Origin of the sequence: Xanthomonas sp. CFBP 8152 (assembly GCF_014199025.1) — a bacterium.
GTDB classification, from domain to species: Bacteria; Pseudomonadota; Gammaproteobacteria; order Xanthomonadales; family Xanthomonadaceae; genus Xanthomonas; species Xanthomonas arboricola_B.
In genome coordinates, this window is record NZ_JACHNO010000001.1 from 554,084 (window position 1) to 569,790 (window position 15,707).

Annotated in this window: 17 protein-coding genes; 7 read left to right on the forward strand and 10 right to left on the reverse strand. The window is 66.9% G+C overall.

The window, feature by feature from the left end:
- Positions 1–80: 80 nt before the first annotated feature.
- Together FHT09_RS02350 and FHT09_RS02355 are read right to left on the reverse strand one after the other, a co-directional pair.
- A complete protein-coding gene (locus tag FHT09_RS02350; RefSeq protein ID WP_016903560.1) occupies positions 81–380 on the reverse strand; it encodes a cell division protein ZapA in 300 nt (99 codons plus the stop codon).
- Positions 377–598, reverse strand: coding sequence for a TIGR02449 family protein (locus FHT09_RS02355; RefSeq protein WP_024938110.1), 222 nt, complete (start codon positions 596–598; stop codon positions 377–379). Before FHT09_RS02355 ends, FHT09_RS02350 begins: the two co-directional genes overlap by 4 nt.
- Positions 599–835: 237 nt before the next feature.
- On the opposite strand from FHT09_RS02355, the gene FHT09_RS02360 reads away from it, so the two are divergent.
- Together FHT09_RS02360 and FHT09_RS02365 are read left to right on the forward strand one after the other, a co-directional pair.
- On the forward strand, positions 836–1,378 hold the full coding sequence (locus FHT09_RS02360) for a YecA family protein (RefSeq protein ID WP_104605045.1): 543 nt from the start codon (positions 836–838) through the stop codon (positions 1,376–1,378).
- Positions 1,379–1,391: 13 nt separating this feature from the next.
- A complete protein-coding gene (locus FHT09_RS02365; protein ID WP_104605043.1) occupies positions 1,392–2,732 on the forward strand; it encodes an aminopeptidase P N-terminal domain-containing protein in 1,341 nt (446 codons plus the stop codon).
- Positions 2,733–2,918: 186 nt separating this feature from the next.
- On the opposite strand, the gene FHT09_RS02370 is transcribed toward FHT09_RS02365, so the two are convergent.
- The 8 genes from FHT09_RS02370 to rph all read right to left on the reverse strand — a co-directional run bounded on the left by FHT09_RS02370 (position 2,919) and on the right by rph (position 10,615).
- On the reverse strand, positions 2,919–3,317 hold the full coding sequence (locus FHT09_RS02370; RefSeq protein ID WP_104605041.1) for an XVIPCD domain-containing protein: 399 nt from the start codon (positions 3,315–3,317) through the stop codon (positions 2,919–2,921).
- 28 nt (positions 3,318–3,345) lie between these two features.
- Positions 3,346–4,671 (reverse strand): Xaa-Pro dipeptidase, encoded by a 1,326-nt coding sequence (gene pepQ, locus FHT09_RS02375; RefSeq protein WP_104605039.1) that lies wholly within the window; start codon positions 4,669–4,671, stop codon positions 3,346–3,348.
- 67 nt (positions 4,672–4,738) lie between these two features.
- Positions 4,739–5,086, reverse strand: a complete 348-nt coding sequence (locus tag FHT09_RS02380) for a PilZ domain-containing protein (protein WP_104536201.1) — start codon at positions 5,084–5,086, stop codon at positions 4,739–4,741.
- Positions 5,083–7,506, reverse strand: coding sequence for a DUF1631 domain-containing protein (locus FHT09_RS02385; RefSeq protein WP_104605037.1), 2,424 nt, complete (start codon positions 7,504–7,506; stop codon positions 5,083–5,085). Before FHT09_RS02385 ends, FHT09_RS02380 begins: the two co-directional genes overlap by 4 nt.
- A 224-nt stretch (positions 7,507–7,730) precedes the next feature.
- Complete coding sequence (gene hemW, locus FHT09_RS02390) at positions 7,731–8,888, reverse strand: radical SAM family heme chaperone HemW (protein WP_104605035.1); 1,158 nt, start codon at positions 8,886–8,888, stop codon at positions 7,731–7,733.
- Positions 8,889–8,904: 16 nt separating this feature from the next.
- Positions 8,905–9,504 carry an RdgB/HAM1 family non-canonical purine NTP pyrophosphatase gene (rdgB, locus tag FHT09_RS02395; RefSeq protein ID WP_181141235.1) on the reverse strand — a complete coding sequence of 200 codons (600 nt, stop codon included), beginning with the start codon at positions 9,502–9,504 and terminating at the stop codon, positions 8,905–8,907.
- On the reverse strand, positions 9,501–9,893 hold the full coding sequence (locus tag FHT09_RS02400) for a VOC family protein (RefSeq protein ID WP_104536197.1): 393 nt from the start codon (positions 9,891–9,893) through the stop codon (positions 9,501–9,503). The genes rdgB and FHT09_RS02400 overlap by 4 nt, the downstream gene beginning before the upstream one ends.
- Positions 9,890–10,615 (reverse strand): ribonuclease PH, encoded by a 726-nt coding sequence (gene rph, locus FHT09_RS02405; protein WP_024938119.1) that lies wholly within the window; start codon positions 10,613–10,615, stop codon positions 9,890–9,892. Before rph ends, FHT09_RS02400 begins: the two co-directional genes overlap by 4 nt.
- Positions 10,616–10,724: 109 nt before the next feature.
- Between rph and FHT09_RS02410 the strand changes: the two genes are divergently transcribed.
- The 5 genes from FHT09_RS02410 to FHT09_RS02430 all read left to right on the forward strand — a co-directional run bounded on the left by FHT09_RS02410 (position 10,725) and on the right by FHT09_RS02430 (position 15,694).
- Positions 10,725–11,585, forward strand: a complete 861-nt coding sequence (locus FHT09_RS02410; protein WP_054592128.1) for a YicC/YloC family endoribonuclease — start codon at positions 10,725–10,727, stop codon at positions 11,583–11,585.
- A 112-nt stretch (positions 11,586–11,697) separates the two neighbouring features.
- The gene (gene gmk / locus FHT09_RS02415) at positions 11,698–12,309 is read left to right on the forward strand and encodes a guanylate kinase (protein WP_005996765.1); all 612 of its coding nucleotides are present in this window, start codon (positions 11,698–11,700) and stop codon (positions 12,307–12,309) included.
- A gap of 126 nt (positions 12,310–12,435) precedes the next feature.
- Positions 12,436–12,735 carry a DNA-directed RNA polymerase subunit omega gene (gene rpoZ, locus FHT09_RS02420; RefSeq protein ID WP_002812428.1) on the forward strand — a complete coding sequence of 100 codons (300 nt, stop codon included), beginning with the start codon at positions 12,436–12,438 and terminating at the stop codon, positions 12,733–12,735.
- Between the two features lie 127 nt (positions 12,736–12,862).
- The gene (locus FHT09_RS02425; RefSeq protein ID WP_104536195.1) at positions 12,863–15,034 is read left to right on the forward strand and encodes a bifunctional (p)ppGpp synthetase/guanosine-3',5'-bis(diphosphate) 3'-pyrophosphohydrolase; all 2,172 of its coding nucleotides are present in this window, start codon (positions 12,863–12,865) and stop codon (positions 15,032–15,034) included.
- A gap of 279 nt (positions 15,035–15,313) precedes the next feature.
- Positions 15,314–15,694, forward strand: coding sequence for a RidA family protein (locus FHT09_RS02430; protein ID WP_024938123.1), 381 nt, complete (start codon positions 15,314–15,316; stop codon positions 15,692–15,694).
- Positions 15,695–15,707 lie beyond the last annotated feature (13 nt).

Genomic DNA, 15,707 nt, shown 5'->3' on the forward strand with positions numbered 1-15,707 from the left:
CTCTGCTGCGCGATGGCTAGCCCATTCGTCGGCCGGCGCAATTGAAAGTTCATATTTGCGACGACAGTGCGAACTGCACCTCAACGCGGTGTGTCGGACACGCTGTCCAGGCGACGATTCAAGCTATCCAGCGTGTTGGCCAATTCACGGTCGTACAGCGCTTGCTGATCGCGCAACTGCTGCAATTCGTGCGCCAGATTGAGTGCGGCCAGCACCGCGACGCGATCCACCGCTGCCATGCGATTGCTGCCGCGGATCTCGCGCATGCGCAGGTCCAGCAGGCGCGCCGCAGCGGTGAGGCTCTCGCGTTCGTCGGCGGTGACGCCAACCGTATATTCACGATCCAGAATACGCACGCTGACCGGCTCGTTGTTGCTCACGTGTGCTGCTCCAGGGATTTCAACCGCACGATCATCGCCTCCACGCGCGAGCGCGCCTGTTCGTTCTTGGTCAACAGTTGCGCGCGCTCGCCGATCAACTGCTCCTGCTGGTGACGCAGGCTGCGGTTCTCGTCGGTCAGCCGCTGGCTGCGTTCGACCAGGGCCTCCACACGGGCGGCAAGTGCGCGGATCTGGGCGAGGGCAGCAGCATTGTCCATCCCCCCACGATAGGGGCGCGTGCGCGCGGCGGTCAAGCGCCCCAACGCAGCCTGCGTACCCGCCGTCGGGCCAATTCCGACAAGGCCTTGCGCGATGCCTTATCCCGCAGGCGTCATGCGCGTGGAACGCTGCATGGAACGCGCCGCTAGCGGCCGACGCCGGGTGCCTTGATACACTGGGAAGTCGAATCGCCGGCCCATGCGCCGGCATCTCCTGTTCCCAGCCTGGAAGACCCGATGGACCTGCCCGATGTAACCGCTGTGCAAAACGAAAGTCGCCAGCTGGAGTTGGCTTCCTCCGCAGCGGAGTTGCACGGCGGCCTGTGCGGGTGGCTCTCCGGTGGGGGTGCCGACAGCGGCGACTGGCTGGCGCGCATTCTGGCCGACACCGCGCAGGTGGCACCCAGGCAGGGCGGGGCGCTGGACCGGATGCGTCAGGCCACGGTGGCGCAACTGGAAGACCGCGATTTCGCCTTCGAACTGCTGCTGATCGACGACGGCGCACCGCTGGCGGCGCGTACCGATGCCTTGTTCGACTGGTGTCGCGCCTTTCTGGGCGGCTTCGGCCTGGCGGCGCAGCAGCGCCCGGCGCTGACCGAAGAAGGCGAAGAGGCGCTGCAGGACCTGGCGCGGCTGGCGCAGGCGTCCAGCGACGATTTCGATGCGGCCGACGAAGACGACACCGCCCTGGCGGAGATCGAGGAGTTCGTGCGCGTGGCGGTGCTGTTGCTGCATGGCGACTGCGTGATGGGGCCGCGCTTCCGCCAACGTCTGAACTGACCGCACGACCGCCATGAAAAAGCTCACCGGGATCGGCGCGGCCGAGTACGCGCGGCGGCGCAGGCAGCTGATGCAGATGGCCGGCGATCAGGCCATCCTGATCCTGCCGGCCGCGCCCGAGCGGGTGCGCAGCCACGACACCCACTACCCGTACCGGCAGGATTCGGATGTCTGGTATCTGAGCGGCTTCCCCGAGCCGGAAGCGGTGCTGGTGCTGGTACCCGGACGCAAGCATGGCGAGGCGATCCTGTTCTGCCGCGAACGCGACGCCGAGCGCGAAGCCTGGGATGGCCCGCGCGAGGGCCAGGATGGCGCGGTGGAGCGCTACGGCATGGACGATGCGTATCCCATCGACGATGTCGACGAGATCCTGCCGGGCCTGCTGGAAGGGCGCAGCCGCGTCTATTACCACTTCGGGCGCGATGTCGACTTCGACCTCAAGCTGATCGGCTGGCTCAAGCGCGTGCGCGAGCAGGTGCGCCACGGCGCGCAGCCGCCGCACGAATTCCTCGAGCTCGGGCATCTGCTGCACGAGCAGCGGCTGTTCAAGTCGCGCGACGAGGTCGCGTTGATGCAGCACGCCGCCGACATCAGCGTCCGCGCGCATCGCGCCGCCATGCGGCTGGCGCGGCCGGGGGTGCACGAGTACGAACTGCAGGCTGAGGTGGAGTGCGCGTTCCGCGCCGCCGATGCGTGGCCGGCGTACGGCAGCATCGTCGGCACCGGCAGCAATGCCTGCGTGCTGCACTACCGCGCCAACAACGCGCGCAGCCGCGATGGCGAGCTGGTGCTGATCGATGCCGGCGCCGAGTACCGCGGGTATGCGGCCGATATCACCCGCACCTTTCCGGTCAACGGCCGTTTCACCCAGGCGCAGCGCGCGCTGCACGATCTGGTCGGCGCTGCGCAGGCCGCCGCGCTGGCGCAGGCGCGCCCCGGCGCGGCCTACGAAGCCGGCCATCTGGCCGCGGTGCAGACCCTGACCGAAGGGCTGCTGCAGCTGGGTCTGCTCAAGGGCAAGCTGGAGCGCAATATCGCCGACGGCCATTACAAGCGCTTCTACCGGCACAAGACCGGCCATTGGCTGGGGCTGGATGTGCACGATGTGGGCGACTATCGATTGGCGGGCGACTCGCGTCTGCTCGAGCCCGGCATGGTGTTCACCATCGAGCCGGGGCTCTACATCTCCGCCGACGACACCACGGTGGAGGCCAGATGGCGCGGCATCGGCATCCGCACCGAAGACAATGTGCTGATCACTGCCGAAGGCCATCGGGTGCTGACCGATGCCTTGGCGCGCAGCGCCGACGAGATCGAAGCGGAGATGGCCAACCGCGACGCAGTGCACACATAACGCGGTAATGCCGTTGTGAGCGGTCGTGAGGTAGGTCGGAGCACTGCCCTGCAAGCAACCCGCGCGCTGCGGGTGTGGTTCCGGATGCCCGGCGCATCTGGCTGAGGCCGGTGGCATCGTTCGGGCTGCGCTCTGCTGGGCGCCTCGCGGGCAAGAGGCGCCCGGCCGTTTTTGCTGCGAGCCGTTCTACTGACCGAGTTGTGGCGCCTGGGTGCGCTCGGGCTGCTGGATCTGTTCGCCTGGCGCAGCCAGTTGCTGCGCACGCGCGAACGATTGCGCTTCCGGCGTGCTCAATGCCTGTTCGGTCTTCATGTGCGCGCGCAGATGCGCCGGATTGGCCGGGTCGCCCTGCACCACGAACACGTGTTCGCCGCCGTGCACGCCGCGATTATTAGCCTCGCTCATCAGCACATGATCTACGCGCGACAGGCCGCCTTCCTTGGCCAGCGGCAACAGGGCCGCGCTGAGCCGGTCGCTGGTCTGGTCGGGTGTGCGTCCATGTGCCGCATCGATTGCATGCACGCCGCGCTGGATCTGTTGGTACATCGGATGGTCGGGGTGCGAGGACTGGCGTGGATCGTTCATGGCAGTGCTCCGTGCTGTGCGGAATGATTCAAGGGGCGGCAAACACCGGGCGGGTCAGGTTTTCGGGGGCGCCATCGGTGCACACCACCTCGTCTTCGATGCGGATGCCGCCGTAAGGTTTGAACTGCGCAACGCGCGCCCAGTCGACGCTGGCGGCGTAGCCGTTCTTCTTCACGTCGTCCAGCAACATGTCGATGAAGTACACCCCCGGTTCGATGGTGACAACCATGCCCGCTTCCAGCACGCGGGTCAGGCGCAGATACGGGTGGCCGGCGGGGCGTTCGATGCGGCCGCCGCGGTCGCTGGCCGCAAAGCCCGCCACGTCGTGTACCTGCAGGCCGATCAGATGGCCCAGCCCGTGCGGGAAGAATGCGGCGCTGACGCCGGTGGCGAGCGCAGCTTCCGGCGATACGGTGAGGATGCCGAAGTCCTTGAGGATGCCCATCAAGGCCAGATGCGCATCCACGTGCAACTGCTTGTAATCCACACCGCTGCGCACGCCCTGGCCCATGCGGATCTGTGCGGCATCCACCGCATCGATCAGGGCCTGGAATTCGCTGCCTGGGTCGGCGGCGTAGGTGCGGGTTATGTCGCTGGCATAGCCGTAGGCCGAAGCGCCGGCATCGATCAGGAAGCTGCGCAGCGGTTGTGGCGGCCGCTGGCCGAGTTCGGTGTAGTGCAGCACCGCGCCGTGCTCGTTGAGCGCGATGATGTTGCCGTAGGGCAGTTCGTTGGCGTCCTGACCGACAGCGGCGCAATAGGCCATATGGATGCCGAACTCGCTCTGGCCGGCGCGAAAGGCCGCTTCGGCGGCGCGATGGCCGCGCACTGCCAACTGCTGGGCGATGCGCAGCAATGCCAGTTCGTATGGCGTCTTGAAGGCGCGCTGGTAGTCCAGGTAATCGAGCACCGGCTGCGGATTGTTGGGCACATACGCACCGAGCGCGCTCTGCGCCTCGCCCAGGATGGCGCAACGGTCGATCTGCCTGGGCAGCAACGCCAAGGCCTGGTCCGGGGTGCGGATGATGTGGATGTCGCAGTGCTCCACCCACCAGCCGCTCGGTGCGTCGGGCACGACATGCCAATAGTCGAACGGCTGGCAGAAGATCACCGTCGGGCGCTTGCCGGGGGTGTAGACCAGCCAGCTGTTGGGCACCCGCGTCAGTGGCACCCAGGCCTTGAAGTGCGGATTGACCGCATAGGGATAGTCGCGGTCGTCGAATACCTGGTAATGCAAGCTGCCGCTTGGCACCACCAGGTGGTCGAAGCCGCCGCGCTGCAGCGCCTCGTCTGCGCGCGCGATCAGCGTGCGCAGGTGATCGGAATACAAAGGGCTCAAGGACGGCTGGGGCATGCGGGGGCTCGATCGGCAATGCTAAAGGCAGGACGTGATTTTGCCGCAATCGTGGTGATGCTGTCCTTCAGCCCAGCATGTGTTCTTCGGCAATCCAGGCGCGCAGGCGCTGGCGATGCGGCCCGGACATGGTCAGGAAGCGGAAGCCGGCCCAGGCCTGCCCGGGTGCGTGCGCGGCTTCGGTCCACAACAGATGCACGCCGACATCGATCTCGGTGGCACGGCCGCTGCGCTCGGGCAGGTTGAAGCGCAATTGATACAAGGCATCCTCATGCAGCGGAACCGAGGCCAGCAGCAGCATGCCGGTTTCCGAGATGTTGCCGACCCGGCCGATCTGCGCCTCGCTGAGCATGTCGGTGACCGGCACCAGGTCCGAAGGCTGGCGGCGCGGTGCGCGGCGGGTGTCCTGGATCATGGGTTGACCTCTGCAGCGGGCGCCTGGCCGGCCAGGCTGCGCAGCGTGCGCACGGTGGCATGCCAGGCACGGTCGATCAGGCGCGATTTCTCTTCGACCAGCAGGCGCGCCTGGCCGCCGGCCATCAGCCGCGACAGTCCATCCAGCGAGTGCTCGGCAACCTTTTGCCCACGCTGATTGACGAACAGCGCGTTGCCGGTCATCGGGCTGTACCAGGACAGCCGTTGCCGACGCAGGTCGCCCTGTTGGTTGATCACGAACTCGAACCAGCTGCCGAACGGCAGGCTGCGCAGCTGCGTGTACCACGCCTCTTCGGCCGGCGAACGCGGGGTGTTTGTTTCTTGGTGCGATGCGCTGTCGCCCTGGTCTCCCAGCCGTGTGCGCGCCCTGAGCCTGGCGGTGAGCTCGGTGCGCGAGGTCGTCTCGTCCTCGCCGCCCGGCGTGGACAGGCGCCGCGCGATCGCTGCGGCTTCATCCTGGTGATAGCCGACCTGCAGCAGCGCGGTTTCGATATCGGCGCCGAGCGCGATGTCGGTAGGTTGCTCCTTGCTGCGGCAGGTGACTTCGGCGATGCGCGCGGTCAGTGCCTGGCGCTCGTCCCATTCGGGCGATTGCTCGCCCTGGCGCAGCAGCGTCAGCGTCAGTACGTCCGACCACGCCTGACGCAGCAGCGACTGCACGAAACGCGGCGGGGCGCTCTGCTCGCACAGCTGCTCGATGCGCGCCTCGGACTGCTGCTTGGCCGACTCCAGCCGCTCCTTGCCACGCGCCGCATCCACATGGCGCCGCTCGGCGAGGTCGGCCTTGCGCGCCAATGCGCGCAGATGCGCCTGGATATCGTCGTTGGCCGCGGCGAACACGGCCTCGTCGCCCTGGTAGTCGTTGAGGATCCTGTCGACTGCGCTTCCCAGCTTGTGCAGCAGCTGCGGGTCGACGTCGTCGTCGCCCAGCCATACCGCGCCGGACTCGGCCACGGTGTTGAGCAATTCGCGCACCGGGTGCTGGTCGCGCACGAAGAAATGCGTATCGGCCAAGGCCGCCCGCACCACCGGGACCTGCAATTTGGCGAGCAGGGCCTGCGCCGGGGTCTGCTCGCGCACTTCGCGCTGCATCTGCGCGTAGAGCAGGCCGAGCAGATCGAAGGTGTCGGTGTCCTGCGGCGACAGCGTGGCGTCGGAGCCGTGTTGCGTCCGCAGCAACGCCAGTACCTGGCGCTGCACCGCATCGATGCCGGTGGGCCGCGCCGCCGCTACCTGTTCCGCCAGCGTGCCCTGCAGGCTGGCCAGCGCGTCGCTGAGCGCGGCTTTGGGCACGGCCGTGGAGGCAAGCTGGGGAGGTGATCTTTCAGGTGTTGCCTGCGCGCCTGTCGCAGGCGCTGCGCCGTGATTTGCAGAACGGTGATGCGCAGCTGTGCTTCCCTCGCCGGCCGCCTGCGACTGACGCGCCGACGACATCAGGCCGCCGAGCGCCTGCACTGCATCGCTCAGGGCAGGTGCTGCCTGCTCACCGTATGTCGCCCCTGCCAGTGTCATCGGCATAGCGGGCGGATCCAGCAGGGCGCTCTGCCATGGTGTCGGCGCCGATTGCCCGCTCCAGCCGGTTGCAGGTCGCCCGTTGCGCGGCGGCAGCGCGCGCGCGCGGCCGGCCGCAGCATCCTTCGGTGCGGTGGCTGGTGCAGACGGTGCGCGTCGCGTCTGCTCCTGTGTGGGTTTGACCAGGTACGGGTGATAGATCAGCCCCGGCAGGATGCCTTCCTGCGCGAGCGTGCCGTTGGCGCGCTCGTACAGATCGTTCAAACGCTCGATCACCTGACGCTCGAACACGCGGTAGAGCGTCAGCTGCCCATCCAGGCTCAGTCCCAGCGTCTGGCCGCACTGGCGCAGCACGCGGCACAGGGCGTAAGGCCCCAGCGGCAATGCTTCCAGTTCGAATTCGGCCACCGCGCCGATCACCGCCACTCGCTGCGCCAGCAATTGCAGCGCAGCGGCCCTGCGGGAAGTCTCGCGACGCGCAATCTCGCTGAGCACGATATCGCGATCGATATCGGTGTCTTCCACCAGGGTGAGCATCTGCGGATGCGCTGAAGCATCGGCTGCTGGCATCAGCGACGGGCGATCGCGCAGCGTGGCCAGGTCCTGCGCCAGCTGCTGCAGAAATGCCTGCGGAAACCGATCGATATGATCGCGCAGGCCGCGCATCTGTGCGTAGGTTTCGGCCTGGATCTGGCTGTTGCGTGCATGCTCGGCCTGATGCAGCAGCTCGCGTTCCAGTTCGACGATGGTCAGCCGCAGCGGCCCGTCGAGCGCCTGCACGCAGTGCGCGTGCAGCGCGGCGAGCAGGCGCCGCCCGCGCACGGAAACCGGCGCATCGGCGATCGGGCCGCTGATCGGGTGCTGCAGGGAAGAGGCGGGAGTGGACATCCGGGGAGGCGGGCTTGGTGCGAGGCGTGAGCTATGTAGCATGTTTTTCCATTGGTCAGCGACCGCGAGGGCGCACGACGCGCCCTGCCAGATACGGTCGCCGCCCTGGTGCGGAAGGCGCACGTGGCGCGAAGTCGGTGGATCTGTGCGCCGGTGCCGTCGCGTGCGCTACCGACCACGGTGCGGTGTGATGGCTGTGTAGTGCCGCCACGCAATCGCCGCGGTCAGGCAAGAAACAGCTCGACCACGTCATTGGTGAAGCGGCGGCCCAGCTCGGTCGGCACCACGCGTCCGTGCTGCGCGGTCATCCAGCCTTGCGCAATCGCACGGGCCACAGGCAACTCGATGACCGAGGCGGCCAGGCCGGTGGAGACTTCGAAATCGCGCAGGGCGAAGCCCTCGTGCAGGCGCAGCAGGTTGAGCATGTATTCGAACGGCAGCCGCTCACGCGGCACGATCTCGTCGCCGCCGATCGACGCCGCGCTACCGGCGCTGGCCAGGTAACTCTGCGGGTGCTTGTGCTTCCAGCGTCGCAGCACATGCTGTTCGGCGCCGGAACTGATCTTGCCGTGCGCCCCGGCGCCAATGCCGAGGTAATCGCCGAAGCGCCAGTAATTGAGGTTGTGCGCGCATTGCCGCCCGGGCCTGGCGTAGGCGCTCACTTCGTACTGCGCGTAGCCGGCCTCGGCCAGCATACGCTGGCAATGTTCCTGCATGTCCCAGGCCGCATCGTCGTCGGGAATGCCCTTGGGCGGCCGCGCGAAGAACACCGTGTTTGGCTCCAGCGTGAGCTGGTAATGCGACAGGTGGGTGGGCTGCAACGCAAAGGCGCGTTCGAGATCGCGCTCGGCCTGCGCCAGGGTCTGCTCGGGCAGCGCGTACATCAGGTCGATGTTGAAATTGTCGTAGCCGGCATCCTGCGCCAGCTTGATCGCACGCTCGGCCTCGGCACTGTCGTGGATGCGACCCAGCCGCTGCAGCGCCACATCGTCGAAGGTCTGCACACCGAAGCTCAGCCGGTTCACGCCGGCGGCGCGATAGCCGTCGAAGCGGCCATGCTCGGCGGTGCCTGGATTGGTTTCCAGGGTGATCTCCAGATTCGGTGCAAAGCGCAGCCGGGCGGCCGCCGCCTGCAGAAACCGGTCGATCGCCTGTGGCGGAAACAGGCTCGGCGTGCCGCCGCCGAAGAACACCGAATGCACCACGCGTCCCCACACCAGCGGCAGGTCCGCATCTAGGTCGCGGATCAACGCATCCACGTAGTCCTCGAACGGCAGCACGCCCTTGGCCGCATGCGAGTTGAAATCGCAGTACGGGCATTTGCGCACGCACCAGGGCAGGTGCACGTAAAGCGACAGCGGCGGTGGAATCAGGTCGGGCACTGCGTCAGGCCATGGTTCACAGCGACAGGGCGTGCAGCTTGTGCTGCAGCGTGGCCAGCGCCACCGCACGGTGACTCAGCCGGTTCTTCAGCGCGCTATCCATCTGCGCAGCGGTCAGGCCATGCACCGGGTCCAGAAACACCGGGTTGTAGCCGAAGCCGCCATCGCCACGCGGTTCGGTGGTGATCACCCCTTCCCAGCTGCCTTCGGCGATCAGCGGCTGCGGATCTTCCGGGTGACGCAGCAGCACGATCACCGCGTAGAACCGCGCGCTTCGGCGCTCGGCCGGCACGGCGCGCATGGCATCGAGCAGTTTGGCGTTGTTGGCGTTCGCATCGGTTGGGCTGCCGGCGTAGCGGGCGCTGTACAGGCCAGGTGCGCCGCCGAGGGCATCGACGATCAGGCCGGAGTCGTCGGCCAGTGCCGGCAGGCCGGTGACCGCGCTGGCATGGCGCGCCTTGATCAAGGCGTTCTCGACGAAGGTCAGGCCGGTTTCCGGCACATCGTCCACGCCGAGCTCGCCTTGCGCCACGATGCGCAGCGGCAGGCCGGCGAGCATGGCGCGCAGTTCTTCCAGCTTGCCGGCGTTGCCGCTGGCCAGGACCAGTTGTTTCATTGCTTGGGCTCCAGCAGGTCCCACTTGGTGCCGTACAGATCGCGGAACACCACGACCGTGCCGTACGGCTCCTCGCGCGGGGTTTCCAGAAATTCCACGCCGAACGCCTGCATCGCCGCATGGTCGCGCCAGAAGTCGTCGGTGTAGAGAAAATGATCCACCCGCCCACCGGTCTGGTCGCCGATGCGCGCGCGCTGGGCGTCGTCGGCCGGCTGCGCGAGCAGCAAGGCGGCCTCCTGCGCGCCGCCTGGGCCGATCACGACCCAACGCTTGCCGTCGCCAAGTGCGCGATCCTCCAGCACCTGGAAACCCAGCGCGCCGGTATACCAGGCGACTGCCGCGTCGTAATCGGCGACCAGCAGGGTGGTCAGTGCGATGCGCCGGCTCATCCGGCCAGCGCAGCGCGTTGCAGGGCGAACAATTCGCTCATGCCTTGTTCGGCAAGTGCGAGCAGCGCGTTGAGTTCGTCGCGACGGAAGGCGTGGCCTTCGGCGGTGCCCTGCAGTTCGATGAAGCCACCGCCATCATTCATCACCACATTCATGTCGGTGTCGCAGTCGCTGTCTTCGGGGTAGTCCAGATCCAGCACCGGCTCGCCGCGATAGATGCCCACCGACACCGCGGCCACGGCGCCGATCAGCGGGTGCTTCTTGATGTCGCCGCGCTTGAGCAGCAGGTTCACTGCATCGGCCAGCGCCACGTAGGCACCGGTGATCGCGGCGGTGCGGGTGCCGCCATCGGCCTGCAGCACGTCGCAGTCCAGGGTGATGGTGCGCTCGCCCAGGGCATTGCGATCCACACAGGCGCGCAGTGCGCGGCCGATCAGGCGCTGGATTTCCAGCGTGCGCCCGCCTTGCTTGCCACGCGCGGCTTCGCGATCGGAACGGGTGTGGGTGGAGCGCGGCAGCATGCCGTATTCGGCGGTCACCCAGCCTTCGCCCTTGCCGCGCAGGAACCCCGGCACGCGGTTTTCCACGCTGGCGGTGCACAGCACGCGGGTGTCGCCGAAGCTGACCAGCACCGAGCCTTCGGCGTGACGGGTGAAGGCGCGTTCGATGCGCACCGGGCGCAGCTGGTCGGCCGTGCGGCCGCTGGGACGGGAAAAGGTCATGCGATGAGTCCGGAAGTCGGGAGGTGGGTCTGAGTCGGCGCGTGGCGGGGCGGTCAGCCAGCGCGGGCCGCTAGGGTACCATTCGCGCTTTGAAGGCACGGGACTGACGATGATTCGAAGCATGACCGCGTTTGCTGGTGGCGAACGCATCACGCCCTGGGGCACGCTCGGTTGCGAGCTGCGCTCGGTCAACCATCGGTTTCTGGAAGTGGGCGTGCGCCTGCCCGAAGAACTGCGTGCGCTGGAGCCGCTGCTGCGCGAGCGCGTGGCGGCGAAAAACAGCCGCGGCAAGCTGGATCTGGCGCTGCGCCTGCGCGCGCCGGACAACGCGCAGACCCTGGCGGTGAACGAATCGCTGCTGCAGGAACTGGGTGCATTGGCCACGCGCCTGGACGGCATGTTCCCCAGGCTGCAGGTCGGCTTCACCGATCTGCTGCAACTGCCCGGCGTGCTGCAGGTGCAGGACGTGGACGCACCGGCCTTGCAGGCGCAGGCTCTGGCATTGCTCGACGAGGTGGTGGACAGTTTCGTTGCCGCGCGCGAGCGCGAAGGCGGCAAGCTGGCCGATGCGATCAGCGAACGGGTCGATGCGATCGAACGCATCGCCGCCGAGGTGCGCACGCTGATTCCCGTCATCCGCGAAGGTCAGCGCGCCAAGCTGGCCGCCCGCCTGGCCGATCTGCCGCATCCAGTGGACCCGGGGCGCGCCGAGCAGGAACTGGTGCTGTGGCTGCAGAAGCTGGACGTGGACGAAGAGCTCGACCGCCTGTCCAGCCACATCGCCGAGATCCGCCGCGTGCTCAGGCAGCGCGAGCCGGTCGGCCGCCGCCTGGACTTCCTGCTGCAGGAGTTCAACCGTGAAGCCAACACGCTCGGCTCCAAGTCGGTGGACAGCCGCACCTCCAATGCTGCGGTGGATCTGAAGGTGCTGATCGACCAGATCCGCGAGCAGGTGCAGAACATCGAATAGCCGGGAATAGGCAATCGGGAATGGGGAATCGTCAAAGCAGGTACGATTCACCCTTGGCCTGCTTGCTTTGCGCGGTGCCCCATTCCCCATTCCCGACTCTCTATTCCCTAAAATGCGCGGCACCCTCTATATCGTTGCGGCCCCTTCCGGTGCCGGCAAGAGCAGCATCGTCAACGCCACCCTGGCGCGTGATCCCAAGATCGCCTTGTCGATCTCGTTCACCTCGCGCGCGCCACGGCCGGGCGAACGGCATGCCGAGCACTACCATTTCGTCTCCGCCGACGAGTTCCAGGGCATGATCGAAGCGGGCGACTTCTTCGAATATGCGCTGGTGCACGGCGACTGGAAGGGCACTGCGCGGCAGTCGGTGGAGCCGCAGCTGGCGGCCGGTCACGACGTGCTGCTGGAGATCGACTGGCAGGGCGCGCGCCAGGTGCGCCAGAAGGTGCCCGATGCGGTCAGCGTGTTCATCCTGCCGCCGTCGCGCCAGGCGCTGGACGAGCGCATGCGCAAGCGCGGCCAGGACAGCGAGGACGTGATGGCGCAGCGTCTGGCTGCCGCCCGCGAAGAGATGCTGCATTTCGAGGAGTTCGATTACGTGATCATCAACGAGACCTTCGACACCGCTGTCTCGGAGATGTGTGCGATCTTCACCGCCAGCCGGCTGCGCCGGCAGGCGCAACAGCAGCGGCATGCCGGCTTGATCCAGGCACTGCTGGACTGATCGACTCAAATCCCTGATTCCAAAGGAAACTGAATAGGCCAGGTTGCCGTGACGGCGGCTCGGGCGTACACTCCGCCCCCTTTCCCTCATTCGATGCGCGGCCATTGCCGGTCGCCGGGAGCCCGCATGGCCCGCATTACCGTAGAAGATTGCCTGGAAGTCGTGAACAACCGTTTCGAGCTGGTCATGATGGCGTCCAAGCGCGCCCGTCAGCTCGCCAACGGCGTGCAGCCGTTGATCGAAAATGCCGACGCCAGCGACAAGCCCACCGTGATGGCGCTGCGCGAAATCGCCGCACGCCGGATCGACAATGCGCTGATCGACGAAGTCGAGAAGGCCGAGCGCGAGCGCGCCGAGCGCGAAGCGCTGGAATGGGCCGCTGCCGAAGTCGTCGCCGACGAAGACATGTCCAAGAACGACGATTGATCGTTCGCATCGCTGCGATCGATCTGAACAGCCCGCCATGTGCGGGCTGTTTTCGTTTCAGGCCCGCTTCGGCGTGTGCAGTGTGCAAACGTTTGCCGTGACTGCGTTGCTGGCATAGTCTTCCGGCATGAACCCAGGCCCCACTGCCCAGGCGACCGTCGTGACGTCTCCGTCTTCCGACCAGGCCATCCCCGACTACGTCCTGCACCTCGAACGCGCGGCCAGCTACCTTCCCAAGGAGCAGCTGCCGATCCTGCGGCGTGCCTGGGAAGTGGGCGCCACCGCGCATGCCGGCCAGACCCGCAAGTCGGGCGAGCCTTACATCACCCATCCGGTCGCGGTGGCCGGCGTGCTCGCCGAGCTCGGCCTGGACATGGAATCGCTGATCGCCGCGATCCTGCACGACACCATCGAAGACACCCCGCTGACCCGCGAAGAGCTGGCGTCGGAATTCGGCGAAGCGGTGGCCGAGCTGGTCGATGGCGTCACCAAGCTGGACAAGCTCAAGTTCCGAGACCGCCAGGAAGCGGCGGCGGAGAGCTTCCGCAAGATGCTGCTGGCGATGTCGCGCGACCTGCGCGTGATCATGATCAAGCTGGCTGACCGCCTGCACAACATGCGCACCCTGGGCGCGCAGAGCAGCGAGGCGCGCAGCCGCATTGCGCGCGAAACGCTGGAAATCTACGCGCCGATCGCCCAGCGCCTGGGCATGAGCCTGATCAAGTCCGAGCTGCAGAACCTGGGGTTCCGCGCGCTGTATCCCTGGCGTCACGCCATCATCGAAAAACATATCCGCAGCCAGCCGGTCGTGCGGCGCGAATCGATGGCGCAGGTGGAGGTGCAGCTGTCGCAGCGGCTGGCCAAGGAAGGGCTGGAGCATCGTCTGGTCAGCCGCATCAAGACGCCCTGGAGCATCTATTCCAAGATGCACGAAGAGAACAAGACCTTCGACCAGGTGATGGACGTGTTCGGCTTCCGCCTGGTGGTGCGCTCGGTCGCCGATTGCTATCACGCGCTGGGCGCGGTGCATGCCACCTTCAAGCCGCTGGACGGGCGCTTCCGCGATTTCATCGCGATCCCCAAGGCCAACGGCTACCAATCGCTGCACACCGTGCTGTTCGGCCCGTACGGCTCGCCGATCGAGGTGCAGATCCGCACCGAAGAGATGGACCTGATCGCCGAACGTGGCGTGGCCGCGCACTGGACCTACAAGGTCGGCTCGGCCTCGCCCAACAGCGCGCAGAGCCGTGCGCACGACTGGATCGTGGAGCTGATCGATTCGCAGCGCGCGGCAGGCTCGTCGCTGGAGTTCCTGGACAACGTCAAGGTCGACCTGTTCCCGGACGAGGTTTATCTGTTCACGCCCAAGGGCAAGATCCTGGCGCTGCCGCGCAACTCCACCGCGCTGGATTTCGCCTATGCGGTGCATACCGACGTGGGCAACCGCGCGGTCGCCTCGCGGGTGGACAAGAAGCTGGTGCCGCTGCGCACCAAGCTGGCCAGCGGCCAGGCGGTGGAAATCATCACCGCGCGCTCGGCCACGCCCAAGCCGCAGTGGCTGGAGTTCGTGGTCAGCAGCAAGGCGCGTACCGCGATCCGTCACCAGCTCAAGCAGCTCGAACACGAGGATGCCGTGCAGCTCGGCCACCGCATGCTCGATCGCGCGCTGGAAGCGATGGACAGCTCGCTGGAGCGGCTGCCCAAGGGGCGCCTGGACGCCTTCCTCACCGAGCATCGCTATCCACGCCTGGAAGCCTTGCTGGCCGATGTGGCGCTGGGTAACTGGATGCCGACCCAGGCTGCGCAGGCGCTGATGGCCTACGCCGAACTGCGCGGTGGCGGCCATTCCAAGCATTCGCACGAAAAGATCCTGATCGACGGCAGCGAACGCGGCGTGATCAGCTTCGCCAACTGTTGCCAGCCGATTCCCGGCGACGAAATCATGGGTTACCACACCGCCGGCAAGGGCATCGTGGTGCACCGTCTGGACTGCCCAAACCTGGCCGAGCTGCGCAAATCGCCCGAACGCTGGGTGCCGATCGACTGGGACTCGGGCGTGACCGGCGATTACGACACCGCACTGGTGGTCGAGGTGGAAAACCGCACCGGCGTGCTGGCCCAGCTGGCCGCGGCGATCGCGCAGAGCCAGTCCAATATCGAACGCGTGGATTACCTGGACCGCGATTTCAATGCGGCGGTGCTGCGCTTCAACATCCAGGTCCGCGACCGCCGCCATCTGGCCGAGGTGATGCGCCGGCTGCGGCGGCTGCATGTGGTGCAGAGCGTGGGGCGGCAGTAGCGGCCAGGTCCTGTCGAGAGGCGGCGCTGAGGCCGCCTGCGCAATAGCGTGCATTGATGCGGCGACGCCGGGTTTCAGGTCTGCCGCGGCGACAGGTAGCGAGCGCCGCGCGCGTGCTCGGTCAGGCTCCACGCCGCCCGTGCAGCGCGATCTGTCCGGTACGCCAGCACGGTGCCTGGCGATCTTCGCAAGATGCGTGGCAACAAGATCGTGCGCAACAGTCGAGCAAATCCGCACAAACGCCTAAACTGCAGCACACATCTTTGCAGTGGAGCTTCCATGTCCCAGATCATCCATACCGACCAGGCGCCTGCCGCCATTGGCCCGTATTCGCAGGCCGTGCGTGCCGGCAACACGGTGTATTTCTCCGGGCAGATCCCGCTGGATCCGGCCACCGGTGAGATCGTGCCGGGCGATGTCGGCGTGCAGGCACGCCGCGCGTTCGACAACCTCAAGGCGGTGGCCGAAGCCGCCGGTGGCTCGCTCGACAAGATCGTGCGGCTGGGCCTGTACCTCACCGATCTCGGCCAGTTCGCTGCCGTCAACGCGGTAATGCAGGAGTATTTTCAGGCGCCGTTCCCGGCGCGTTCGACCATCGAGGTTTCCGGCCTGCCCAAGGGTGCCGGCTTCGAGGTCGATGCGGTGATGGTGCTCGACTGATCCAGCTCGGCTG

Coding starts and splice junctions, on each gene's coding strand:
- FHT09_RS02385 (WP_104605037.1), bottom strand. CDS start 7,506: ATGTCCACTCCCGCCTCTTCCCTGCAGCACCCGATCAGCGGCCCGATC.
- FHT09_RS02380 (WP_104536201.1), bottom strand. CDS start 5,086: ATGATCCAGGACACCCGCCGCGCACCGCGCCGCCAGCCTTCGGACCTG.
- FHT09_RS02400 (WP_104536197.1), bottom strand. CDS start 9,893: ATGAGCCGGCGCATCGCACTGACCACCCTGCTGGTCGCCGATTACGAC.
- FHT09_RS02370 (WP_104605041.1), bottom strand. CDS start 3,317: ATGAACGATCCACGCCAGTCCTCGCACCCCGACCATCCGATGTACCAA.
- rpoZ (WP_002812428.1), top strand. CDS start 12,436: ATGGCCCGCATTACCGTAGAAGATTGCCTGGAAGTCGTGAACAACCGT.
- FHT09_RS02355 (WP_024938110.1), bottom strand. CDS start 598: ATGGACAATGCTGCTGCCCTCGCCCAGATCCGCGCACTTGCCGCCCGT.
- gmk (WP_005996765.1), top strand. CDS start 11,698: ATGCGCGGCACCCTCTATATCGTTGCGGCCCCTTCCGGTGCCGGCAAG.
- FHT09_RS02360 (WP_104605045.1), top strand. CDS start 836: ATGGACCTGCCCGATGTAACCGCTGTGCAAAACGAAAGTCGCCAGCTG.
- pepQ (WP_104605039.1), bottom strand. CDS start 4,671: ATGCCCCAGCCGTCCTTGAGCCCTTTGTATTCCGATCACCTGCGCACG.
- FHT09_RS02410 (WP_054592128.1), top strand. CDS start 10,725: ATGATTCGAAGCATGACCGCGTTTGCTGGTGGCGAACGCATCACGCCC.
- FHT09_RS02430 (WP_024938123.1), top strand. CDS start 15,314: ATGTCCCAGATCATCCATACCGACCAGGCGCCTGCCGCCATTGGCCCG.
- FHT09_RS02365 (WP_104605043.1), top strand. CDS start 1,392: ATGAAAAAGCTCACCGGGATCGGCGCGGCCGAGTACGCGCGGCGGCGC.
- FHT09_RS02425 (WP_104536195.1), top strand. CDS start 12,863: ATGAACCCAGGCCCCACTGCCCAGGCGACCGTCGTGACGTCTCCGTCT.
- rph (WP_024938119.1), bottom strand. CDS start 10,615: ATGACCTTTTCCCGTCCCAGCGGCCGCACGGCCGACCAGCTGCGCCCG.
- rdgB (WP_181141235.1), bottom strand. CDS start 9,504: ATGAAACAACTGGTCCTGGCCAGCGGCAACGCCGGCAAGCTGGAAGAA.